The 23,685-nt window shown below is 40.7% G+C and carries 20 protein-coding genes; 9 read left to right on the forward strand and 11 right to left on the reverse strand.

What is annotated here, in order from left to right:
- The first annotated feature begins 101 nt into the window (after positions 1 to 101).
- Together CLV48_RS16740 and rsmG are read left to right on the forward strand one after the other, a co-directional pair.
- Positions 102 to 1,448 carry a vanadium-dependent haloperoxidase gene (locus CLV48_RS16740; RefSeq protein WP_106568435.1) on the forward strand — a complete coding sequence of 449 codons (1,347 nt, stop codon included), beginning with the start codon at positions 102 to 104 and terminating at the stop codon, positions 1,446 to 1,448.
- A 97-nt stretch (positions 1,449 to 1,545) separates the two neighbouring features.
- Complete coding sequence (gene rsmG / locus CLV48_RS16745) at positions 1,546 to 2,178, forward strand: 16S rRNA (guanine(527)-N(7))-methyltransferase RsmG (RefSeq protein ID WP_106568436.1); 633 nt, start codon at positions 1,546 to 1,548, stop codon at positions 2,176 to 2,178.
- Positions 2,179 to 2,271: 93 nt separating this feature from the next.
- Here rsmG and CLV48_RS16750 read toward each other — a convergent pair whose 3' ends face one another.
- From CLV48_RS16750 to CLV48_RS16770, 4 genes are all read right to left on the reverse strand, one after another.
- Positions 2,272 to 2,853 (reverse strand): hypothetical protein, encoded by a 582-nt coding sequence (locus CLV48_RS16750; RefSeq protein WP_211299963.1) that lies wholly within the window; start codon positions 2,851 to 2,853, stop codon positions 2,272 to 2,274.
- Between the two features lie 486 nt (positions 2,854 to 3,339).
- Entirely contained in the window at positions 3,340 to 4,086 is a 747-nt protein-coding gene (locus tag CLV48_RS16760; protein WP_106568438.1) for an MIP/aquaporin family protein, read from the reverse strand.
- Entirely contained in the window at positions 4,086 to 5,576 is a 1,491-nt protein-coding gene (gene glpK, locus CLV48_RS16765) for a glycerol kinase GlpK (RefSeq protein ID WP_106568439.1), read from the reverse strand. Before glpK ends, CLV48_RS16760 begins: the two co-directional genes overlap by 1 nt.
- Before the next feature lie 139 nt (positions 5,577 to 5,715).
- Positions 5,716 to 7,278, reverse strand: coding sequence for a glycerol-3-phosphate dehydrogenase/oxidase (locus tag CLV48_RS16770; protein WP_106568440.1), 1,563 nt, complete (start codon positions 7,276 to 7,278; stop codon positions 5,716 to 5,718).
- Between the two features lie 136 nt (positions 7,279 to 7,414).
- Between CLV48_RS16770 and CLV48_RS16775 the strand changes: the two genes are divergently transcribed.
- From CLV48_RS16775 to CLV48_RS16785, 3 genes are all read left to right on the forward strand, one after another.
- The gene (locus CLV48_RS16775; protein WP_106568441.1) at positions 7,415 to 8,176 is read left to right on the forward strand and encodes a DeoR/GlpR family DNA-binding transcription regulator; all 762 of its coding nucleotides are present in this window, start codon (positions 7,415 to 7,417) and stop codon (positions 8,174 to 8,176) included.
- Between the two features lie 520 nt (positions 8,177 to 8,696).
- Positions 8,697 to 11,774 (forward strand): SusC/RagA family TonB-linked outer membrane protein, encoded by a 3,078-nt coding sequence (locus tag CLV48_RS16780; RefSeq protein WP_106568442.1) that lies wholly within the window; start codon positions 8,697 to 8,699, stop codon positions 11,772 to 11,774.
- Positions 11,775 to 11,812: 38 nt separating this feature from the next.
- Entirely contained in the window at positions 11,813 to 13,318 is a 1,506-nt protein-coding gene (locus CLV48_RS16785) for a RagB/SusD family nutrient uptake outer membrane protein (RefSeq protein WP_106568443.1), read from the forward strand.
- A 95-nt stretch (positions 13,319 to 13,413) separates the two neighbouring features.
- Here the strand turns inward: CLV48_RS16785 and CLV48_RS16790 are convergent, their stop codons facing one another.
- From CLV48_RS16790 to CLV48_RS16810, 5 genes are all read right to left on the reverse strand, one after another.
- Positions 13,414 to 13,920 (reverse strand): phosphoglycerate mutase family protein, encoded by a 507-nt coding sequence (locus tag CLV48_RS16790; protein ID WP_106568444.1) that lies wholly within the window; start codon positions 13,918 to 13,920, stop codon positions 13,414 to 13,416.
- A gap of 255 nt (positions 13,921 to 14,175) precedes the next feature.
- Complete coding sequence (locus tag CLV48_RS16795) at positions 14,176 to 14,910, reverse strand: RluA family pseudouridine synthase (protein WP_106568445.1); 735 nt, start codon at positions 14,908 to 14,910, stop codon at positions 14,176 to 14,178.
- Between the two features lie 81 nt (positions 14,911 to 14,991).
- The gene (locus CLV48_RS16800; protein WP_106568446.1) at positions 14,992 to 16,572 is read right to left on the reverse strand and encodes a peptide chain release factor 3; all 1,581 of its coding nucleotides are present in this window, start codon (positions 16,570 to 16,572) and stop codon (positions 14,992 to 14,994) included.
- Positions 16,573 to 16,734: 162 nt separating this feature from the next.
- Positions 16,735 to 17,436, reverse strand: a complete 702-nt coding sequence (locus CLV48_RS16805) for a hypothetical protein (RefSeq protein ID WP_106568495.1) — start codon at positions 17,434 to 17,436, stop codon at positions 16,735 to 16,737.
- Positions 17,437 to 17,731: 295 nt separating this feature from the next.
- A complete protein-coding gene (locus CLV48_RS16810; protein ID WP_106568447.1) occupies positions 17,732 to 18,967 on the reverse strand; it encodes a sensor histidine kinase in 1,236 nt (411 codons plus the stop codon).
- A gap of 142 nt (positions 18,968 to 19,109) precedes the next feature.
- On the opposite strand from CLV48_RS16810, the gene CLV48_RS16815 reads away from it, so the two are divergent.
- A complete protein-coding gene (locus CLV48_RS16815; RefSeq protein ID WP_106568496.1) occupies positions 19,110 to 19,580 on the forward strand; it encodes a Dps family protein in 471 nt (156 codons plus the stop codon).
- A 47-nt stretch (positions 19,581 to 19,627) separates the two neighbouring features.
- On the opposite strand, the gene lipA is transcribed toward CLV48_RS16815, so the two are convergent.
- On the reverse strand, positions 19,628 to 20,506 hold the full coding sequence (lipA, locus tag CLV48_RS16820) for a lipoyl synthase (protein ID WP_106568448.1): 879 nt from the start codon (positions 20,504 to 20,506) through the stop codon (positions 19,628 to 19,630).
- Between the two features lie 54 nt (positions 20,507 to 20,560).
- Positions 20,561 to 21,289, reverse strand: coding sequence for a hypothetical protein (locus tag CLV48_RS16825; protein ID WP_106568449.1), 729 nt, complete (start codon positions 21,287 to 21,289; stop codon positions 20,561 to 20,563).
- A gap of 71 nt (positions 21,290 to 21,360) precedes the next feature.
- Here CLV48_RS16825 and CLV48_RS16830 point away from each other — a divergent pair, with 71 nt between their 5' ends.
- The 3 genes from CLV48_RS16830 to CLV48_RS16840 all read left to right on the forward strand — a co-directional run bounded on the left by CLV48_RS16830 (position 21,361) and on the right by CLV48_RS16840 (position 23,681).
- Positions 21,361 to 21,765, forward strand: coding sequence for an OsmC family protein (locus CLV48_RS16830; RefSeq protein ID WP_106568450.1), 405 nt, complete (start codon positions 21,361 to 21,363; stop codon positions 21,763 to 21,765).
- 79 nt (positions 21,766 to 21,844) lie between these two features.
- Positions 21,845 to 22,393, forward strand: a complete 549-nt coding sequence (locus tag CLV48_RS16835; protein ID WP_106568451.1) for an RNA polymerase sigma factor — start codon at positions 21,845 to 21,847, stop codon at positions 22,391 to 22,393.
- On the forward strand, positions 22,374 to 23,681 hold the full coding sequence (locus CLV48_RS16840) for an outer membrane beta-barrel protein (RefSeq protein WP_106568452.1): 1,308 nt from the start codon (positions 22,374 to 22,376) through the stop codon (positions 23,679 to 23,681). The genes CLV48_RS16835 and CLV48_RS16840 overlap by 20 nt, the downstream gene beginning before the upstream one ends.
- Positions 23,682 to 23,685: the final 4 nt, after the last annotated feature.

A 23,685-nucleotide genomic window follows, 5' to 3' on the forward strand; every position in this document is an offset into this window, starting at 1 on the left:
GTTTTGGCTTTGAAAAACCCCGCATCCTCCTTTCACGATTCCATTAATAGTCAGGGATTTGTTAAATTAGAAGAAAATAAGCTTAGTAATTGCTGAGAATCATGCGTACCATAAAAAGTTTAATCCTGGCCATTGTGATGTTGGTAGGATTTGCCTGCCAGGAAAACCAAGACTATCAAGATGCCATAACAGATGGTAGTTATCAGATAGCGGCCCAATTGAAATTGACAGATGTCATCATCCATGACATCTTTTCCCCGCCTGTCGCAAGTAGGATTTATGCCTATCCTTCCATAGCAGCATTTGAAGTCGTGGCTTTGGCTGACCCTTCATACAAATCCTTAATGGGGCAATTGAATGGATTTGATAAAAAGGACTTTGATACTGATGGGGATATCTATTACCCTTTGGCAGCTTTATCCGCATATTATAAAGTGGGAACTGCCATGATTTTTTCAGAAGCCCTGATGCAGACGCACAAGGAAAAGGCTTTTCAGGAAATCAGGAATAAGGGAGTTCCTAAAAAAATCTTTGACAGATCAGTGGCATTGGGAGAGGAAGTTGCCGCCCATGTGATCGCCTATGCCAAAAAGGACAATTACCACGAAAGCCGTTCGTTTGAAAAATATACGGTTACCAATGATGCCTATTCCTGGCAGCCAACCCCTCCAGCTTATATGGAAGGAATTGAACCCCATTGGAACAAAATCAGGCCATTTGTCATGGAGCGGTCCAATCAGTTTCAATCCCCTCCACCTACTGATTTTTCCACTGACGCGAATAGCCAATTTTTCAAAGAGGCTAATGAAGTATTTACAGTGGTGAAGAACCTGACCAAGGAACAGAAAGACATTGCCTTTTTCTGGGATTGCAATCCATATAAAGTGAATGTAAAAGGCCATGTGATGTTTGCTGAGAAAAAAATCACCCCTGGAGGACATTGGATGGGAATTGCTGCTATTGCATCTAAAACTGCCAAGCAGGATTGGAAAGGCACGGCAGAAACCTTGGCTTACACCAGTATTTCCTTGTTTGATGCCTTTATTGCATGCTGGGATGAAAAATACAGAAGCAGGCTTATCAGACCGGAAACATATATCAACAAGTACATAGATGAGGAATGGTTGCCTTTGTTGCAGACCCCTCCTTTTCCAGAGTACACCAGTGGTCATAGCGTAGCCTCTAATGCAGCAGCGGAAACCCTTACCAGATTATTTGGAGAGCCTTTCCATTTTGTTGATTCTACTGAAGTCGCATATGGCCTACCTATCAGGGAGTTTGATTCCTTCAGAATTGCTGCAGATGAAGCCGCTATCAGTAGACTTTATGGAGGGATTCACTACATGCCTGCTATAGTAAATGGATCAGAAAAGGGAAAAAAGCTTGGAGAGTATTTAAATGAGAAGATTAAAACCAAAGGGGATAACTTAGCTCACACAAAAGAGTAGAGCAAAGGATTTACCTGCCTTCAAGACCTGTCAGCATATTATTCCTGACAGGTCTTTTCATTTATTTGCGTATTTTTGGAGGAAAGAGACCTTATACATGGATATAATACTTAAATATTTTCCTGAGCTTACTGAAGATCAAAAAGATAAATTTGCCAGACTTAAGCCCCTCTATGAAGATTGGAATGAGAAGATCAACGTGATCAGCAGAAAGGATATGGAGCATTTTTATGAAAGGCATGTGCTGCATTCATTGGGCATTGCTAAGGTGATGGAGTTTCAGCCGGGTACAAAGGTATTGGATATAGGGACAGGAGGCGGTTTTCCTGGTATTCCCTTGGCAATATTGTTCCCAGATACCCATTTTCATTTGGTAGATTCAATAGGAAAAAAGATCACAGTAGTCAAGGAAGTTGCTAGGGCACTGAAATTATCCAATGTTGAAGCGCAACAGACCAGGGCGGAAGAATTGGTCCGGAAATATGATTTCATAGTAAGCAGAGCGGTGACCAGATTTGCCAATTTTTACCCTTGGGTCAAAGGAAAATTTAAAAAAGAGGACTTCAATGAATTTCCAAATGGTATCCTTCTGCTAAAAGGTGGGGAAGTGGATGAGGAAATGGAAGAAAGACCGGTCAGTTATGTGACCTACCATTTGGACGATTTTTTCAAAGAAGAATTTTTTGATACCAAAAAAGTGGTGTATGTACCTTGGGAAGGAAAAAGGTGATGCTTAGAGGCGAGAGGCTAGAAATAAGACATAAGGCACAAGACCCAAGAAGAGAGAAACGGGGAACGAGAGTCAAATGAGTGAAGCAAGAGGTTAGACTAAGAGACAAGAGACAAGAGACAAGAAGCAAGAATTTCGGATTGCGGAAGTCGGATTTCTGAAGGCTTTCCGAAATTTGTAATTTCGAGAACTGATACAGCGGATTTTTAATCCGCGTTTTTTTTGCCTTTGGATTCTGGAATCTTTATATGGAAAAGCCTTTCCAGATAGAAACTTACTGTCATTAGGAAAGGGGAGGATTTGCTTTGTTTCCCGGTTTTCAAGATTTGTGAGCAGTAGGTTTCTTCGCTTTTGGAAAAACTCAGTTCCCACCTCTTGCACCTCATCCATCAGGTTTAAATGGTGGAGCACATAGCTCTTTCCGTTTTTCTGGATAACTTGGTTTTTCCTGAAAATACTAACACCAGCGTGGATGCTTGTTTGGGGTTGAAAAACCCTGTCCTGAAAAAGTAATTCTCCTGCAGGAGAAAAGACCCTTAGCCCAAAAAATTTATCCGTCACTACCACATTTCCCTCAGGCGTTAAGGATAGGTTGTCTGCGATCATGCTGAATGCCCCGGGCACATCTCCTTCTTTGGCCCATTCATGGATGGGGTTTCCTTGTCGGTCAAACACATAGATTTTGGAAGCTGCAGCATCTCTGAAGAAAAGATGATCCTCATTGGCATTTTTAAAGAGGAATAAAGAGGCCAGGATATTATTTACTATATGGTAAAATGGAAAGGATTTTTTGATGAAAATTCAAGTTGTTGATTAGAACGGCTAGATATTGATGACCTAATTAGTAGTTGGGTGCTGACTATGTGATCTATGACTTTGTGTGGTAAATAAAAAACGGCCCGAGGAGTTTCAGATTGATTTTTGGCCACATAGTTACATAGAAAACATAGTTTGGCTATACTTGAGGTGGTTTTGGTTTCTGATGGGCATAGCTTTGTTGACCGGGAAAGTTCCCGCGATTTTTATAATGTATTCTATGTTTCTATCCCGCAAGTGGGATAAATTGTGGTTCAAAAAAACCTTCCTAAAGAACTGATAAAGCCAACTCTGAAAATCCCCATACTGTCAGGTCTCAAAATTCTTCATTCGAAATCCCACTTACTAAACCATCCCCCCAACTCCCAATAGCAAGTAAATTCCTGCTGCAATGGAGGCACCTAGTATAGGCCCCAAAACCGGTACCCAACTATAAGCCCAATCACTGTGGCCTTTGCCTTTAATGGGGAGGATTTGGTGCATCAGTCTAGGTCCAAAATCTCTGGCAGGATTGATGGCATAGCCAGTAGTACCCCCCATCCCAAGACCTATTACCCATACCAGAAATGCCACAGGTAAGGCTCCTAGAGATCCCAAACCAATAGGTGTATTATTGCCATCCTGAATGACTGGTTCTGTGGAATATAGGATAACTATTATTAAAACAGAAGTGCCCACAATTTCCGAAACCAGGTTAGAAGGTAAGTTGCGGATTGCTGGAGCGGTACCAAAAGGGGCAAATTTCGAACCTGTATCTTCTGTAGCATCAAAATGGTCTTTATACACCAGCCAAGCGATCCCCGAACCAAACATAGCCCCCAAAACTTGAGCAAATAGATATCCCGGTACTTCTGCCCATGGGAAATCACCGGTAATTGCAAGTGCTATACTCACAGCAGGATTCAGGTGTGCACCACTGTATGGACCTGCCACGACAACACCGATAAATACTCCTAATGCCCATGCCGTTGTGATCACCATCCAACCACTGTTATGGCCTTTTGTGCCCTTGAGCACCACATTGGCTACAACCCCTGAACCCATGGCCAAGAGAAGAGAAGTGCCAACAAATTCTGCTACATATGTATCCATTATTCTACCCAGTTTTTAGATCGTTCAACTGCCTTATGCCAAAAATGTAAAAATTTCATCGCTTTTGCTGCATCCATTGCAGGTTCAAAACTTCTGTCAGATTGCCAAAGTGACTTTAGCTCTTTTTCATCTTTCCAGAAACCGACAGCCAGACCAGCCAAAAACGCAGCTCCTAATGCAGTTGTCTCAATAATTTTTGGACGCTGTATTTTACATCCAAGAATATCAGCTTGGAATTGCATCAGAAAGTTATTGGCAGTGGCTCCTCCATCTACACGAAGTTCTTTTGTTGGTTCACCACTGTCTTTCTCCATGGCTTTGATCACATCATGGACCTGATATGCGATGGCTTCTAATGCCGCCCTTGTCATATGGGCTATGGTCGTACCTCTGGTGATTCCAAAAAAGGCTCCCCTTGCATTTTGGTCCCAATGTGGAGCCCCCAACCCAGCTAATGCAGGAACAAAGTAAACCCCGTCATTATCTTCCAGGCTTATTGCCAGTTTCTCACTTTCTTTAGCATGGCCAAATAATTCAATGCCGTCCCTTAACCATTGTATTGCAGCTCCTCCAATAAATACGGAACCTTCTAATGCATAATTAACTTTTCCATTTACTTCCCATGCAATGGTTGTCAATAATTGGTTGTTGGATTTTACAGGCTTTTCTCCTGTATTCATTACCAAAAAGCAACCTGTTCCATAAGTAGTCTTCGCCATTCCAGGTTGGGTACATAACTGACCGAATAGCGCTGCTTGCTGATCCCCGGCGATTCCAGCAATGGGTATTTTGTGAGAAAGAATGTCACCTGAAGTTTCTCCGTAAATTTCTGAGGAGGATTTAACCTCAGGTAAGAGGGATGAAGGAATGTCAAAAAGCTCCAAGAGGTCTTCGTCCCATTGTCTTTTGTGGATATTGTATAGCATTGTCCTGCTGGCATTGGTAATATCCGTAACATGTATTTGACCGGAACTGAGTTTCCATGCCAACCATGAATCCACTGTTCCAAATGCCAATTCTCCTCTTTCAGCTTTATCTCTAGCCCCTTCGACATGGTCTAATATCCACTTGATTTTGGTAGCTGAAAAATAAGCATCGAGAACCAATCCCGTCTTTTCAGCTATTATCGAAGCTTTTCCCTTTGATTTTAATTCATCACAAAATCCTGCAGTTCTTCTGTCCTGCCAAACTATGGCGTTGTATATTGCCTTTCCCGTTTTCCGGTCCCATACAATCGTTGTTTCCCTTTGGTTGGTGATTCCTATGGCGGCAATTTCAGAAGCTTTGATGCCTTCGCTGGCAAGCGCTTCAATCATAACGGCAGATTGACTCGACCAGATTTCCTGAGGATCATGTTCTACCCATCCTGATTTGGGGAAATATTGTTTAAAATCTTTTTGTTCCACTGATACAATTTGGCCTTTTTTGTCAAAAACAATTGCTCTGGAACTAGTGGTACCTTGGTCAAGGGATAGGATATATTGGGACATTGGGTTGTTGGTTAATTCAGTGATTGGTTAAAGGTGGTTTTGGTTCACTTACAGAAATATTGTAGAAATATTGTGGAAATACAATTGAAATATTGATTTGTGCATAATTCTATGTATTTCGAAAAAGGCATATTTCAATCTATTTCAATATATATTTATTTGCCAATTTTTTAAAATCTTCCAGTTCAGCTTCTTTCCATTTCTCATCTTTTTTTAGTTCCTGTGCCATCAACCCTGCTACTTTTGGAGCCATCTCAATTGCTGCCCGGGCATCTAAAAGCAAAATCCTTATTCTTCTGCTGAGGATGTCTTCCACTTTCATGGCCATTTCTTTACGAGTGCTCCAGACAACTTCAGCCATTGTGAAGGGATAAGCAGGATGAAGTTTTTGGCCAAGTTCTGGCTTGTCCTTTATCCATTCCTGTATAAGTGAGGCATTGGCCCCATAGCCTTTCCAATGTCCTTTTTGAGGGGATTGAGTGAAGCCATGATAACGGATTTGTGCAGAATTGGAAGGGGGAAGCTGGGTCCCGGTTATTCTGGAAAATTCATTAACAGTATCTTCTCCCATTTTCCTGAAAGTTGTCCATTTTCCACCTGTTATGGAAACTAATTTGCTCTTGGATACAATTACTTTGTGTGAGCGCGATATTTCTTTGGTTTTGGTACTTCCTTCTTTTGGAGCGGCAAGAGGTCTAAGCCCTGCAAATACAGCCTTCACATCTTTTCGGGTAGGCGCTTCACTTAGGTAATCCTTTGCAGTATCCAAAATAAATTCCACCTCTCTGCTAAGGACTTCAGGCTCTAATTTGGCTTTTTCTCTCAATGTATCTGTAGTCCCTAGGACAAGCTTGTCCAGCCAGGGGACTGCAAACAGAACACGTCCATCAGAGGTTTTAGGAATCATCAGGGCATCTTTTCCACCTAGGAAGCCTTGATCAAGCACCAAATGTATACCTTGAGAGGGCTGGATGCTTTTGGGGGCATCCGGCTGATCCATTTGGAGGATTTTGTCGGCAAAAACACCTGTGGCATTAACCACCATTTTGGCCACAATTTTGTATTTGCTATGGTCCAGTTCATCCCTTAATTTGAGACCTTTGATTTGTCCATTCTGGTCTTTTAGTAGGTTCGTTACCTTCATGTAATTCACCATGCATCCTCCCATTTCGTCACAGGTCATGGCCACGCTTAATGCCAATCTTGCATCATCAAACTGCCCATCATGATAAACCACACCTCCTTTTAGACCCTCTTTTTTGATTTTGGGCAATCTCATAAGGGTTTCTTCTCTGGAAATAAATCTGGATTTTCCTAGCCTTAAGCGACCTGCCATCCAGTCATATATTTTCAGGCCTATACTGTACCGGAACCGATCAAATAAATTATAGATAGGAATAATAAAAGGTTGGTTGTAGGTCAGGTGCGGTGCATTTTGTAATATCCTTCCCCTTTCTTTCAAGGCTTCAAAAACCAAAGCAATATCTCCTTGGGCAAGGTATCGCACGCCTCCATGGACTAATTTGGTGCTTCGGCTTGATGTTCCTTTAGCAAAATCTGCTTTTTCCACCAATAATACGGATAGTCCTCTTGACAAGGCATCCAGAGCAACTCCCAATCCTGAGGCCCCTCCGCCTATCACCGCGATGTCCCACACTTTTCCTTTCTCTTCGAGTTGCTTTATGTTTTTTATCCTATCCATTTCACATTAATTTCTCTCAAAAGTAAGTAAAAACGAAATTAAAGGAAAGAAAAAGAAACAAAAATCAGGGTTTGATCTGTAATTGGGTTTCTTTTCCTAATAATTTGGTGTAGTTTTGTGGGAAATGTAGAGGCAAATGACCATAGCAGAGCGGCATAAGTATATATTAGAAGAACTCAATAAAAGTGGCTTTGTCAGTGTGGCTGAGCTAAGCAAAGGTTTGGATGTCACCATGGTGACCATCAGAAAGGATCTTAAAATACTTGAGGATAAAGGCCTTCTATACCGCTCTCATGGATCGGCTACACCGGTTTCTCCTTATGTGAATGACCGCTCGGTCAATGAGAAGAAATTGGTACATGTAGAAGAAAAGACCAAAATTGCTGGGCTTGCCAAGGACTTGGTGGATGAGGATGATGCCATTATCATTGGTTCAGGCACTACGGTGGTTGCTTTTGCGCAGGCCATTCCCAAAAAAAGGAAACTCACTGTTTTGACTGCTGCCATGAACGTTACTTTGGCATTTATAGATGCGCCAGAAGTGGAGATTGTGCAATTAGGGGGAGTGGTCAGAAAGAGCAGCAGTTCGGTTGTGGGCCACTATGCTGAGGAAATGTTGAAGCAATTTGCCTGCTCTAAACTTTTTTTAAGTGTAGATGGTATCAGTTTGGATTATGGATTGACTACATCACACATGATGGAGGCCCATTTAAATGCACAGATGATCAAGGCTGTGCAGAGGACCATAGTGCTGGCGGATTCCAGCAAATTCGGCAAAAAAGGTTTCGGAAAAATCTGTGACCTGGAAGATATTGACATGATCATTACAGATGCGGGGATCCCTGAAATTTACAGGGAGAAACTTGAAGAAATGGGAATAGAGGTGAGGGTGGTCTAGTCAATTTTGTTTTATTCTGGTTTCGATTTTTTATTGTATATGATTGTCCGCTTTCATGCCAGTAGAATAATCACAATAGAATAAACCAAGGATTTCAAACCAATATCAATGAATAACTTGTCCGCCGAGGCGGATCCAATATCTATTAATATCAGGTTGATTTAAGACCCAATTTAAATTGGTTACTGGTCGAATTGCGGATATACATATTATTGTATTTCAAGCTGTTTGTTTGGCATATTACCCTTGAAATATTGCTCCGATTTTATGTGATTTTTTCTGTTGCCGGCAATACCTATTGACTTGGTTAAATATTTAAGGCCGAAATCGATTTCGTAAATTCATTTTGTTCTCCTCCAAAACCCCATTTTTATAGTCTTAAATTTAAGGTAGTCGCAGAATATTATGGATTGTTAAGGAGTAAAACGGGAATTTTATAGAAAGTTTCCTTTCAGTTTTTGATCCATGAGATACTGATGATCTGATACAATCAATCTATTTACAACAAAACCCATTAACCATGAAAAAAATGATTTACAAGAAATTGGGTCTTTTTGTATTCTTCCTCATGATTGTCATACATGTCAATGGACAGGGAAGAATTATAAAAGGGTCTGTTACAGATGACAAGGGAGAGCCCGTTCCCGGCACTACTGTGGCGGTGAAAGGTACATCCATCGGTACAGTGGCTGATTTGGATGGAAATTATTCTATTAATGCTCCTGATGCAGGGGTTTTGGTTTTTTCCTTTATAGGTTTTCAGACAAGGGAAATTGCCATTGGAAATCAGACTACAATAAATGTTCAGCTGGCTCAACAAGTGTCGGATTTAGGTGAAGTAATAGTTGTGGGATATGGTGTTCAAAGAAAATCAGATCTTACCGGGTCGGTATCCTCTGTAGGTTCCAAAGAAATCAAACAGGTTGCCGTAGCCTCATTTGATCAGGCCTTACAGGGAAGGGCAGCAGGTGTTCAGGTGACCCAAGCCTCTGCAGCACCAGGGGGAGGTGTATCCATTAGAATACGTGGTGGTAACTCCATCAACGCTTCTAATGAACCATTGTATGTAATTGACGGAATTCCATTTTTCCCCAACAATGCAGCCACAGCCCCCGGCACAACTGGTGGTGCTCAACCACAAAATGCATTGGCCAATATCAACCCAGGTGATATAGAGTCCATGGAAATCTTGAAGGATGCTTCTGCAACCGCTATTTATGGTTCAAGGGGTGCAAATGGTGTAGTGATTATCACTACTAAGCGGGGAAAAGCCGGAGCTACCAATGTGGATGTAGAAAGTTATTATGGTGTACAACAGGTATCAAGGAAATTACCTTTGCTGAATGCTGAGGAGTTTGCCACCATAGCAAATGAGGCAAGGGTAGGAAGGGGACAGACCCCTATTTTTACCCAAGAACAAATTGCAGGATTTAGAAATAACAGCACAGATTGGCAAGATGAAATTTTCCGTGATGCACCAATTCAAAATCATCAAGTCACGGTTTCAGGTGGTGATAACAAAACAAGATATGCAGTTTCTGGAAATTATTTCAATCAAGAGGGTGTAATCCTCAATTCAGGATTTTCCAGAGGCTCATTCAGAGCAAATATTGATAAGACCATCAACAACAAGATTACGGTGGGTAATACCCTGACAATTTCAAGGGCCGTCAATAACCAACAAGTAACAGACATTACAAGAGGAGGAGTGGTAAATGGGGCTTTGGTATTTTCTCCTACCCTTCCTGTTTTTGGACCAGATGGAAATTTTACTTTTGATAACAGTGCAATTCCAGGATCACAGCAAGTAGGAAATCCTGTTCAAGATGCATTGGAAACCTTAAATAAAACTGTCACAAATAGGGTACTGGGAAGTGTGTTCTTGGAATGGAAAATCATCGATAACCTGATGTTCCGGGCCTCGGGAGGTATGGATTATCAGGCGGGAAGAAGGGATTTTTACGCTCCAAGTACTAATAACAGGGGAAGGAATGCTTTCGGATCTGCTTTGGTGGAAAAGAAAGATGTATTCAGCCCAGTAGGTACATTTACCTTGAATTACGATAGGAAATTTGACAACAAAAGCTATCTGAATTTATTGGCCGGATATGAAAGCCAGTCCCAAATGGTTGATTTTGTGGGTGCTTCAGCGACCAATTTTCCAACAGATGCTTTGGGATCAGATAACCTAGGTCTTGGTCAGATTGTAGGAACTCCATTTTCAGGAAGAAGTTTGTGGAGGCTTGATTCCTGGTTTGGAAGGGTCAATTATACCCTATTTGAAAAATTTCTTTTCACAGGTACCTTCAGGGCTGATGGTTCGTCCAGATTTGGTGCCGGCAACAAATGGGGATATTTCCCCTCTGCTGCAGTTGGCTACAACATGAGTAATGAACCTTTTTTGGACAACATCAAATGGATGAGTTCCTTAAAAATCACAACCAGCTGGGGTTTGACAGGGAATCAGGAAATAGGGCTTTATCAGTCCCTTTCCCAGTTGAATACAGAAAGGAATGCATTTGGAAGTGTTATCGCCATAGGTTTGGCACCAGGGAGAATCCCGAATCCTGATTTGAGATGGGAAAAAACCAATCAGGTGAATGCAGGGTTAGAAATAGGATTGTTAGAGGATAGGATCTTTTTCGAGGCCGCGGCTTATTATAAGCGTACCCAGGATTTGCTTTTGCCCCTTGACCTTCCAAGGTCCACAGGATTCTCCACCATTCTCCAGAATATCGGAAGTGTTGAAAATAAAGGGCTTGAATTGTCTGTCAATAGCAATAATCTAACAGGCAAAGTGAAGTGGGTTACCAATGCTAATATTACTTTCAACAGAAATAAGGTATTGGCCTTAGGTCCTGGAGAAACTTTCAGACTTGCTCCAGGCACAGGAGATGGCCACTTACAGATTGGGAACTCCAGTATCCTTCAAGTTGGCTCCCCTGTTGGAAGCTTTTTTGGTATGGTGACAAATGGAATATATCAGGTTGGAGATGAAATCCTTCCCGGTAGTAGTTCATTTGGTTCAGTGGGACCTGGTGATATCCGATATGTGGATGTCAATGGAGATGGTAGAGTGGACAATAATGACAGGACCATAATTGGAAATCCCCAGCCCAAATTCTTCTTTGGGATGAACAACACATTTAATTATAAAAACTTTGATCTTGCCATTTTTGTCAACGGTACTTATGGCAATGATGTATGGAATGTGAACAGCCACGAGCTTTATAGAAATGACGGTGCTACCAATAATGTCAAGGGAGTAATGAACCGTTGGACACCGCAAAACCCAAGCAATGAATGGCCTAGTTCCAGAACCAGACCATTTGTACTTTCTGACAGACATATTGAAGATGCATCATTTCTTAGGATAAGGAATGTCACTTTGGGTTATACCTTGCCTACAGCCAACATAACTTGGTTGAGGTCATGTAGGGTGTATGTACAGGGTCAAAACATCCTGACCTTTACAAATTATTCCGGATTTGATCCTGAAGTAAATTCGCTAGGTCAAAACCCGATTGGTATTGGTATAGACAGGGGAACATTCCCTATGGCCAGATCATTCATAATGGGTGTTAATTTTGGTTTATAATCCTAATTCTTCAAAGTCAAAATTTAAACTCGAATAAGATGAAAATCAGAAAAATATATTTAACAGGAATAGTGATCATAAGCATGCTGTTCAATGCATGTGAGGATCCACTTCAGGAGCAGGTATTTAGTTTTATAGCCCCTGAAAATTTCTACAGGACAGCAACTGATGCTGAAGCTGCATTGGTCGGAGTGTATGCGGGCTTCAGATTGATCCATATGTATGATAGACAGTACATGATTGGAGATATGGGGTCAGACGATACATTTACCGGTGAATTCAGAGGTAATCAGGATAGGATTCAGATTGATGAATTTACTGTAGATCCAAACAATGGTATTGTAAGGGAAAGATATGAAAACGCATATATTACTATAAATCGGGCGAATGCATTGATAAGCAGAGTTCCATCTATAGATATGAATCCCCAACAAAGAGATAATATCATAAACCAAGCAAGATTTTTAAGGGCATTTCTTTACTTTGACCTGGTCCAATTGTATGGGGCAGTTCCATTGAAAGTTGAAGAAACACTCAATGTGAATAATGTGGCTAGCCCAAGGGTAGATGTAAATAGGATTTACGATGAAGTAATTATTCCGGATTTGCAAGCTGCTGAAAATTTACCCGCTACCCAAAGATTGCAGGGACAGGTGACCAATACATCTGCAAAAGCAATGCTGGCAAGGGTATATTTGACAAGGGCAGGTAATAATCCCAATTCACCCTTCTGGGCATTGGCAAGAGATAAGGCTTTGGAAGTGATCAATTCCGGCCAACATAGGCTTCTGGCTTCCTACAGGGATGTTTTTCAGTTGGCCAATCAAAATAGTGTTGAGCATATATTCTCCATTCAGTTTAGTGCTTTACAAGGGGTGGGAAGTTCATTTCAAGAGTTTTTTATGCCACGTGGTATCAATTCCACAACTGGTAATGGAAATGGTGTTAATGAACCGACTCCGGATATTGTTCAGGCATATGAACCAAATGACATTAGGTTCAATACGGCATTCCTGCTCCAATTGCCATTAGCTAATGGAACTGTAAATAATTATGCTCCAAGAGGCAATTGCCAAGGTATTCCTTCACCTTGTATTCCCCAACCTTACATTGGAAAATATCTAGAGCTTACCCCTCCGAGAGGAAACTTGAATTATCCTATCATCCGCTATTCAGATGTATTGTTAATGTTTGCAGAGGCGGCGAATGAAGCTGGAGGAGGTCCTTCGGCAGCAGCTTATACAGCTATTAACCAAGTGAGAAACCGTGCGGGTTTGCCGGATTTAACTCCTGGGTTGAGTCAATCCCAATTTAGAGAAGCTGTTAGAAAAGAAAGAAGAGTGGAATTGGCATTTGAAGGAATCAGAAGATACGATTTGGTCAGATGGGGCACCTTATTGGAAGTTACCAGAAGTCATTTCCAAAGGTTCTACCCAAATCTTTCTGGGAATGTCAGAGACCATCATATGTTGTTTCCAATCCCTCAAAGAGAAATAGATCTGAATCCAGGTATCAGTTTGTCTGATCAAAACCCAGGGTATTAATCTTAAAAAAATATCCCCAACTGTTAAAAGTTGGGGATATTTTTTTATTTCAAAATCCGAATTGCTAATCACTTGTTTTCCAATTGTCTTACAAACTAATTGAAGTCTTTGTAAACCTTTCTTTCCACCTTGGAACTCCCGTCTTTTTCTAAGGTCACCACAAAAATAAAATTATACTCAATATCCTGGAGTTCGGGGTATTTTTCCCCTTCCTGCACAAAATAATTGACCACATGATGGATGGTATTACTATGGCCGACCACTAGGACATTGCCCTTTCTTTGGCGGAGTTCTTTGACCAGCTCATCATGTTTTTTTACATCATAATTTTCAATGCTAAGTCCAGGCTGTGCCTCTATTAAAGGTTGGGCAGTAGCTCTTGTGCGTATAAAGTCCGTGCTAAAAACATGCTTGATTTCCTGATCAGCTAGGATCTGTGCCAGTTTCTTTGCCCTAACTGTACCTGCCACACTCAGTTGCGGGTCATCACCTACCAATTGCTTTTCTGCATGGCGGACCAAATAAATGGTCTTGGGTTCCTGTTTTGGGGAACAGGAGAAAAAGAAAATAAATGCAATAATGAAGAATAGTAAATTTCTCATGAGTTCATTTTTTTATTTCCTGCACAAGCTTTTAATTCATCAAAAGCACTTCAGGTTTTTTTCTTTATGTCAGCTTATGTTCAAAGTTCAATCTCCCTAAATGCTTCACTAAAGGTACATTGGGCCTGATGAGAAGATTGACCCTTTCGTGGTTATGCTAGTGTTCTAATCCCGAATTGCTCATTTTTATCACCCACTTAGCGTTAAGTTTAATTTTTCACTACCAGAATCTTGTTTCTATTCCGGAATCCTAATTTATCCACTAAACGTATTATCCAGATGCTGGTCTTTTGCTTTTACAGGTTCAAATTCCAGATACTGCTCCCAGAAAGCTTCTTCGGGAAGGGCGGCCCGTAAATAGAGTTTTTCTTTTTTGATCGGGTGTACGAATACCAAATGGAAGGCATGCAAATTGATATTGCCATCTGGATTGGGTTTGTGGAAACCGTACTTGATATCTCCTCGGATGGGGCAACCCATAGAAGCTAATTGTACCCTGATCTGATGCGGTCTGCCTGAAACAGGCCTCACTTCCAGTAACCAATGGTCGTTTAGCTTTCCGAATGTTTTGTAATTAAGTTCGGCTTTTTGGGAACCAGGAACTTCCTTATCGTAAGCAGTTACGAAATTTTTCTGCTCATCTTTGACCAACCAGTGAGTGAGTTTGCCAGTTTCTTCCTTGGGCTTATTCTTTACCACTGCCCAGTACACCTTATGGATGTCCCTTTTTCGGAAGACTTCCATCATGCGCTCTAGACCCTTGGAAGTACGGGCAAAAACCACCAATCCGCTTACAGGTCTGTCCAACCTATGCACGGGATGAAGGAATACCGCCCCAGGTTTCTGGTATTTTGCCGCAATATATTCCCTGCAGTAATCCGTCAGTGTTTTGTCCTTGGTTTTGTCTCCCTGTACAAGGATTCCGGCTGCTTTATTGACGACCAATAGGTGGTTGTCTTCATATACTACGGTAAAAGGTTTTCTTCTCATGATTGTCAAAGGTAATTAAAAAACACCAAGCTCCTTGAAGCATCTGCGATCAAGTAGCTGGTGTTGAATCGTTTGGTGTATTTAAAACTCCGAAGTGAAATGAAACTCTATCTCGGGATAATTGTCCTGTACCATTTGCAACCAAGCTTTGGATTCAGCCATAAAGACCAGTTTTCCATCTTTGTCGCGGGCTATGTGCCGGCTCTTTGAACGTACAAATTCGTCCAGCTGCTTTTTATCGGTACTGCTTATCCAACATGCCTTGTACAGGTTCATAGGCGCAAAATCCGCGGAAGCATTGTATTCATGCTTGAGGCGGAACTGGATCACTTCAAACTGAAGCTGTCCTACGGTACCCACCACTTTTCTGTTGCCCATCTCATAGGTGAAATACTGGGCCACCCCTTCTTCCATCAGCTGCTTCAAGCCTTTTTCCAACTGTTTGGTCTTCATGGCATCTTTGTTGATCACCTCTTTGAAGATCTCAGGCGAGAAACTTGGAATGCCCTTGAAGGTCATGTTTTCCCCATCTGTCAAGGTATCCCCGATTTTCAGATTGCCGGTATCATAAAGGCCTACAATATCTCCAGGGAAGGCTTCGTCCACGATTTCCCTATCTTGGGCCATAAACTGGGTTACATTGGAGAACCTCAATGGCTTAGGACCCCGGACGTGGTTATAGGGTTTGTTTCTTTCAAATTTACCCGAACAGATTCTCAAGAATGCGATCCTGTTACGGTGGTTAGGGTCCATGTTGGCGTGGATCTTGAAAATAAATCCAGAGAACTTGGGCTCTTCAGGCTTCACTTCACGGTCTTCTGTATACCTGCTTTTTGGAGATGGGGCGATACGGATAAAGGTGTCCAACATTTCGTTGACCCCAAAGTTGTTAACGGCTGAGCCAAAAAAAACAGGGGCCACTTTGCCTTCCAAGTATTCCTGCACATCGAAATCAGGATACACGCCTTCGATCAGTTCTACGTCTTCTCTTAATTGGTTTGCCGCACTTTCACCTATAAGCTTCTCCAATTGCCCATCATTAAGGTCCTCGATCACCACCCTGTCATCGCTGAGTTTGCGCTGACTTGGAGTAAAGAGGTTAAGTTTCTTTTCGTAAAGGTTATACACCCCCTTGAAGCCTTTGCCCATACCGATAGGCCAGGACAGTGGGCGTACTTTGATGTTCAGTTTATCTTCTACTTCGTCCAGCAGGTCATAAGGATCCCTGCCCTCACGGTCAAGCTTGTTGATAAAACAGATTACAGGCGTATTGCGCATGCGACAGACTTCCATCAGTTTTTCTGTCTGGATTTCCACCCCTTTGACACAGTCGATGACCATAATAACCGAGTCGACAGCTGTCAGGGTCCTGTATGTATCCTCTGCAAAGTCCTGGTGACCTGGGGTGTCCAAAAGGTTGATTTTTACCCCTTGATACTCAAATCCCATTACAGATGTTGCCACGGAAATACCTCTTTGCTTTTCGATCTCCATCCAATCGGACTTGGTAGCCACATCGATTTTGTTGGATTTCACAGCTCCCGCAGTTTGTATCGCACCACCAAAAAGCAAAAGCTTTTCAGTCAAAGTGGTCTTACCGGCATCCGGGTGGGCAATGATCGCAAAGGTTTTGCGCTTTTTGATTTCTTCTGTTAAACTCATCTAAAGTCCTGATTCTCTATTTTTCAGCCTGCAAAGGTAAGGCTTATTCCTTTGGGATGGAAATAGGGAGAGTAAATACTTAGAGTCTTTATAAAATTCTGACTGGCGTAAGATTCCAGTAGGAAAAAAGCATGTTATGGACAAAGCTTTCTTAAACTGATTTTAGTAAAAATCCTTGAGCAGAAATTTATATTGTTTTGCAACTTTCTTTTTCTTTAAAGGATGGATTTCATCTCCTTCATATTTTTTGGCAAAAACCGCATGCCCTAGTTCTTTGTCAATTATAAATATGAAAATATTGGAGGAGTTAGAAACAGGAATAGGGGCATAATTCCCCAAAGTGGCTACACCAATTCCTATAGATTTAAACATTTCCCCAGTCATATTTCCTTTTTTTCTGACAAATCCATCATGGTAGATCAGCATGCTGTATGGGGTATCTGTTTTACTTAGCATACTGAAAATGGTGGGAGTGACCCGCAATTCCACATAAGGAGCATTTTTAGAGGCTTTTTCAGCTAATTCCATCAGGTCTAAAGAATACAATTCCATATGAGAGATTTCCTCTAATGGGTAAAAGTGTGCCTTTTCAAAGAGGTGTAATCTTTCCATTATCAAATCCGCATTTACCTGGGCGGAGATAGTCGAAGCAGAATCATGATGAACCTGACCCATTCCTTTCCCTACTACTTCAATCCGGGAGCCCGGGTAAAAAACAGTGATTTCTTTAATTTCTTTTAAATCAACCAATGGAGCCTGTTTATTGAATATTTGGGCAACTGAAAACAATGGTGTTCCCAAAATAAAAATTGCGAAAAACAAAGTTTTTGGCACCACAATTATTGAGTTTGATCCAACAGTCATTTTTCTAAGGTATACTTTTTTAAAAAAGAAAAGTTGCATTGGTAAAAAAAAATCATGTCAAGATTAAAAAACAGGATTGTCCGCTCTCTTGCCAGTAGAATCATTCCAAAAGAATAAACCTACGATTTCAAACCAATATCAATGAATAACTTGTCCGCCGATGCGGATCCAATATTAATAAATATCAGTTTGGTTGAAAACCATCTTACTAATGAATACTGTTGTCATTCCGGATATACAAATAAATAAATACAGCAGGTTATGGGGATTAGCTCACTATAAATTAAATTAAGACCTATATCCTTTGTCCCACAAAGTCTTCCCTTTGGAATTTGCTGATACCGTCCAAACTTCCCTGAAGAATGATTCGGAAGGTAGTTCCCTTGCCCAATTCCGACTGTTTTACATAAATTTTCCCCTTGTGATAACCTTCAATGATTCTTTTTGCAAGGGTTAATCCCAAACCCCAGCCCCTTTGTCTGGTAGTAAAACCGGGAGTGAAAACCTTTTTATACAATCCTTTATCCATTCCTTTTCCAGTATCGGTGATGTCCACAAAAACATACTTTTCACTTTCTTTAATAATGTCAATGGAAATGGTTCCTTGGCCTTTCATTGCATCCACTGCATTTTTGCAGATATTTTCAATCACCCATTCAAAAAGAGGCCTGTTCATCATGGCTTCTATATGGTTGGCATAGCCATTGATTTTCATTTCCACTTTGGACGAAATCCTTGGCCTTAAATAATTGATAGTGTCATCGACGACAGAGAATACGTTTTCCGGTTGGATCGATGGTTTGCTTCCGATGGAACTAAAGCGCTCTGTTACCATTCTTAATTTCACCACGTCTTTATCCATTTCCTGGATCACTTCTTTATTTTCTTCCCATACGGGTGAATTTTTCAAATAATCAATCCAAGCCATCAGAGAAGCGATAGGAGTGCCTAACTGATGGGCTGTTTCCTTGGTAAGTCCTGCCCAGACACGGTTTTGTTCTGCGACTTTGGATTGGTTAAAAACTGCATAGGCCAAAATGCCAAAGAATAAAATCACAGAGAGCTGAACATAAGGATAAAATCTCAGGGAGGTCAAAAGTTCTGAATTTCTATAATAAACCAATGCTTCTTCAGTAGGTATAGGCTCGTATGCAGCCTTCATTTTGGCAAGCTCCTTCTGAAGTATTTTGGTCTTTTCCTCTTCAGAGTTTTTGCTTTTGAAATTAATATTCCTGTAATCGATGAAATTTTGGTTGGCGTCTACGACAATGACAGGAATAGAAGTGTTCTGTTGTATGATTTCCTGGTTGATAAATGTCAAATTGTCAGTGTACATGGCAGCATATTCCCATGCTTTTGCCAGGAGCTCTATTTGTCTCTTTTCCCTTTCCTTTAGTTCTTCGACCAATTGATTGGTATAAAAAATTGAGCCAAAACTGATAATTACTGCACAAATAACAACCAGCCACTTGATACGGCTTTGGTTTTGATATAGGTTCATGGTGGCAATATCTTGCAGTCTGTTTTTCATCGAATTTTGGTATTGGACCTTTAAGCTAATAGAAAACTCCTTTTATCCATAGATATTATCAATATGGAATATGATCTTTTTTTGGTGCCATGGTCCCGTTTTTGCTTCATTAAGATTGAAAACGAACATAAATAAAAATATTATGAGCACAAATGAAATAGGATTGAAAATAAAGGACAGTAAGATTTTGGTTGAAAAATTAAATAGTCTTTTGGCCAATTATGAGGTTTATTATCAAAATCTAAGAAATTTTCATTGGAATGTTACCGGTCCAAATTTCTTCGAGCTCCATGCTAAGTTTGAAGAATTGTACAACCAAGCTAATCTAGGGATTGATGAGGTTGCAGAAAGGATTCTTACACTTGGGGCAAGACCTTTTTCCTCATTTGAGGAATACATAGCTAATGCCGCTATCCAAGAAGCTAAGCATGTGAAAGAGGCAAAAAAAATGGTGGAAATAATAAGGGACAACCTCAATACCTTGTTGAAACTGGAACGTGAAACCATTGAGGCTGCCGCTGAGCAAGGGGATGAGGGTACTGTAACCATGATCAGTGACTATATAAGTGCCAAAGAGAAAACAGTATGGATGCTTTCTGCATACCTAAAATAGTACAAGACATAATCAAAAAAGGATGGAATCAATTCCATCCTTTTTTGTTATACGTTCACATGTCTCTCAGCGTGATATGAGGACCTTACCAATGGTCCTGATTCAACATATTTCAAGCCTCTTTTGAGTCCCTCTTCTCTGTAATGGGCAAAAAGATCTGGATGGATAAATTCAGCTACCTCAATATGCATTTTTGTTGGCTGCAAATATTGGCCCAAAGTCAGGATATCACAACCATGTGCCGCTAAATCGTCCATTGCTTTATAAACCTCCTCTTTATTTTCTCCCAAACCGAGCATGATACCAGTTTTGGTTCTTTTCCCGAATTCTTTGGTAAGTTTGATTTGTTCCAAAGAACGCTCATATTTGGCCTGTGGCCTTACCCTTCTGTACAATCTTTCTACTGTTTCCATGTTATGGGATACAACTTCCTGACCTGCGGAAATCATCCTGTACAAAGCATCCCAATTTCCCTTGACATCTGGAATCAGAGTTTCTATAGTTGTTTCAGGTGAAAGCTGTTTGGTCAAAGTGACCGTTTGATACCAGATTTCTGCTCCTCTGTCCTTCAATTCATCTCTGTTTACAGAAGTAATTACAGCATGCTTTACCTTCATCAGTTGGATGGCTTCAGCTACCCTTCTAGGTTCATCAGCATCATATTCCGGTGGTCTTCCGGTGGCAACGGCACAGAAGGAACAAGAGCGTGTACATACATTTCCAAGGATCATGAAAGTTGCCGTTCCGGCACCCCAGCATTCTCCCATATTTGGGCAATTGCCACTTTCACAAATGGTATGAAGTTTATGTTCGTCTACAAGTTTTCTTACTTTGGCATATTCTTTTCCGACAGGCAACTTCACCCTCAACCAATCAGGTTTTTTCCTTTTGGTTGCCTCTTCGGATATCACAGGCAGCTCGATCATTTCTTTAATTTTTTTCTGTTGCGAAATTACTTCCTTGATGCCAATAAACCCAATCTATTTTCGGAAACCATAGAAAAAGGTGAAATAAACAGACTGAAAGAATTGCCTGTTTTCCACGGTTGGCATCAATGGAATTTCTTTTGTAAAACCTTCTAACTGATAGCCAAGTTCCAATCCAGTGACATTTGATCTAAAAACTCCAAATTCAAAATTAACAGCTGCTTTTGCATTGGCCCCTATTGCCAGTTCTGAATTTCCGATACCCTCAAAAATCCTACCTGGCCCAAGAATATTGTTGAGACTCTGATGTACTTCAGGATTATATTGTTCTCTTACTGTCTCCAAACGGCTAACTGAATATTCAATGATATATGGTGCAATTAATCCAATAGAGGGGCCTAGTGCTCCCAGAACAGAAACCTGAACTCCCTGTTGTGGGGCTTTTTTAAACAGGATCAGTTCTCTTCCATAATATGGTCTGATGGAATAGAGATAGTTGGATTTTCCAAAAATGAAAGAATTTCCAAGGATAGTATTGTACCTTACTTCTTTTGGATTTTTGACATTGGCCAAATCCAGTCCGAAAAACTGGAAAGAACTGTCGTCTATCCTAATGCCATATTTGAAGGAAAATCCTCCAATAAGACCACCATTGGTGTTTTTGTTAATGCCAAACAATACTTCAGTATCGTAGTCATAATCCCCAACATCATCTCTTTGGGCATACAGACCAGACACAGCCAGTCCAAAAAAAACAGTCAGAATATATTTTAGGCTCCTCATCTTCAATTGCTCAGAAAATTAACGCTATTTTCGTACTTAAGTTACTAAACCAAAAATAAAAGTAAGAGTTTATGCCAACTATTAAAAGTTCATATGAAGGAAATCTCCGCACCAAAATGGTGCATATTCAGTCCGGAAATGAAATCATTACGGATGCGCCTTTGGACAATAATGGAAAGGGGGAAGCATTTTCCCCAACAGATCTGGTAGCTGCAGCTCTTGGTAGCTGTATGGTTACTATAATGGGAATAGTTGCAGAAAGAGATGGGATAGACCTAAAAGGTTTGAAATGGGAGATTACCAAAATCATGCAATCAGATCCAAGGAAAATCGCAGAAGTGATGATTGCTTTCCATTGGGATAAGCCCCAAGGCTCTCCCTCATTTCAACAAAAATTAAAAAATGCTGCTCGAACTTGTCCTGTGGCATTAAGTCTGTCTCCTGAGGTTAAACAGACTGTAATTTTCAATTTCTAGATTTTTTTTGGCCCCATTGTAGCGTTATCTGGTTATTTAGCGTCTATGCATTATATGGTGCATCTATAAAAAGGCTCCTTTGGAACAAAAACTCATTCAAAAAGCAAAAAATGGGGACCCTAAGTCTTTGGAAATGCTTTACAGGCATTTCTATGGCTATGCTATGAGCATTGCTTTGCGTTATTCCAATTCCAGAGATGAGGCCTGTGAAATTGTCAACGACAGTTTCATGAAGGTGTTCGATAAAATTGCCCAAAATGAGGAAATCAGTTCATTCAAAGCTTGGTTCAGAAAAATACTGGTCAATACTTCCATCGATTACTACAGGAAAAATGTAAAGCATTACGGCGCAATGGATATTGACAAAGCTGATGCTGAGAGCTATGAACCTGAAATCATCGGTCAGTTGTCTAAAGAGGATATCCTTGACATGTTGAGAAACTTACCGGAGATGCTTAGAATAGTCTTCAACATGTATGAGATTGAAGGCTATGCGCACAATGAAATCGCGGAGCAACTTGGGATTCCTTCAAGTACATCAAGAACATACCTTGCCAGGGCAAAACAAAAATTAAGAGAAAAAGTATTGGAAATCAATCAGATTAGGGATGAAGGAGCAGTTCGATAAAAAACTGGTGGAGAAGATCAGGGCGTCCTTTGAGGATCATGAGGAGGCTTTTGATTCCAAGGAGTGGGAAAAACTTTCCACTGCTTATTTCAGGCCTAAAAAAGGCTTGGCAAATGCACCATGGATCTTATGGGCAGCATCTATGATTGCTGTGTTAGGCCTTGGCATGCTTTTCTTCAACCTGAATAAGGTGTTGGATGCTCCTTCGGCTGAAGAAATAGCAGAAACCAATATTGAAATTCCAAATGTGATAGAAAATGGCGCCACAGCCCCTGGCTTAGATAAAGCAGTACAGCAAGAATTAGGAAAAAACTTTGAAGAGCCACTTATTGCTTTATCCGATGCTGATTGGAAAAATAAGCTACCTGGTGTGACACCCAATGTTCCCAAAATTGAATTACCAATCGCATTAGATTTACCAAAGGAACATATTATAGCCAAGGTAGAGATAGTTCAAAGTTCAGAAATTTTTGAGGATAGTATTTACAATAAAAATGACCTGCCCAGCCCATTTATTGCGCAGTTCAGAGAACAGGAAGAAGAACTTGCAAAAGCTTCAATTTCTGCCTGGCTCCAAGAGGGGAAAAATACTTCTGAAGATTTGGAAGAAAACAATTCAAAATCAAATCCATTAAAATTAGGACTGTTGGTAGCACCCCAGACGGTTGCCAATTCCAATCAATCACTTAATTTGGGGGGAGGACTTGCCTCCGAGTTTTCATTTTCCAGAAGGTTGAAATTGGATGTAGGAATGGTATATGCCAGTCAAAATCTGAGCCCCAACAATTCGAATTTTAATAGTTTGTTGGCCAATTCAGCCAATGAAGCAGACAGTTATAGGTTATCTGCATTGAATACCAATGTTGTGACTGCAACAACTGAGCTTAGGTTTGGGCAGTTGGAAATCCCTGTAAATTTGAAGTATATGCTTTGGGACAAGAAATCAGCAGGAATTTATGTTCTTTCTGGTTTTTCCAATATGTTTTTCCTTAATCAAAGGAGCGTTTATACCTTTAGTGCATTAAATATGAACAGCGGGGGCTTTGCTATAGGCCAAAATGCAGTTCAGACTTTTACACAGACAGTTAGGCCAGAATCGGGTTCCGACAATGGGAATATGGGCCAATTAATCAATTTTGGGATTGGTTATGAGCATAGCTTAAGTAATGGTACCTTTATTTCCGTGGAGCCCTTTTACAAAACCTCATTGGGAGGGCAGACTTTTTTGGGGCAGCAACTTTCCATTGGTGGTTTGAACTTGAGAATGAATTTTCAATTAAAAAAATAGATAT

This window comes from Cecembia rubra, from assembly GCF_003014575.1.
GTDB classification, from domain to species: domain Bacteria; phylum Bacteroidota; class Bacteroidia; order Cytophagales; family Cyclobacteriaceae; genus Cecembia_A; species Cecembia_A rubra.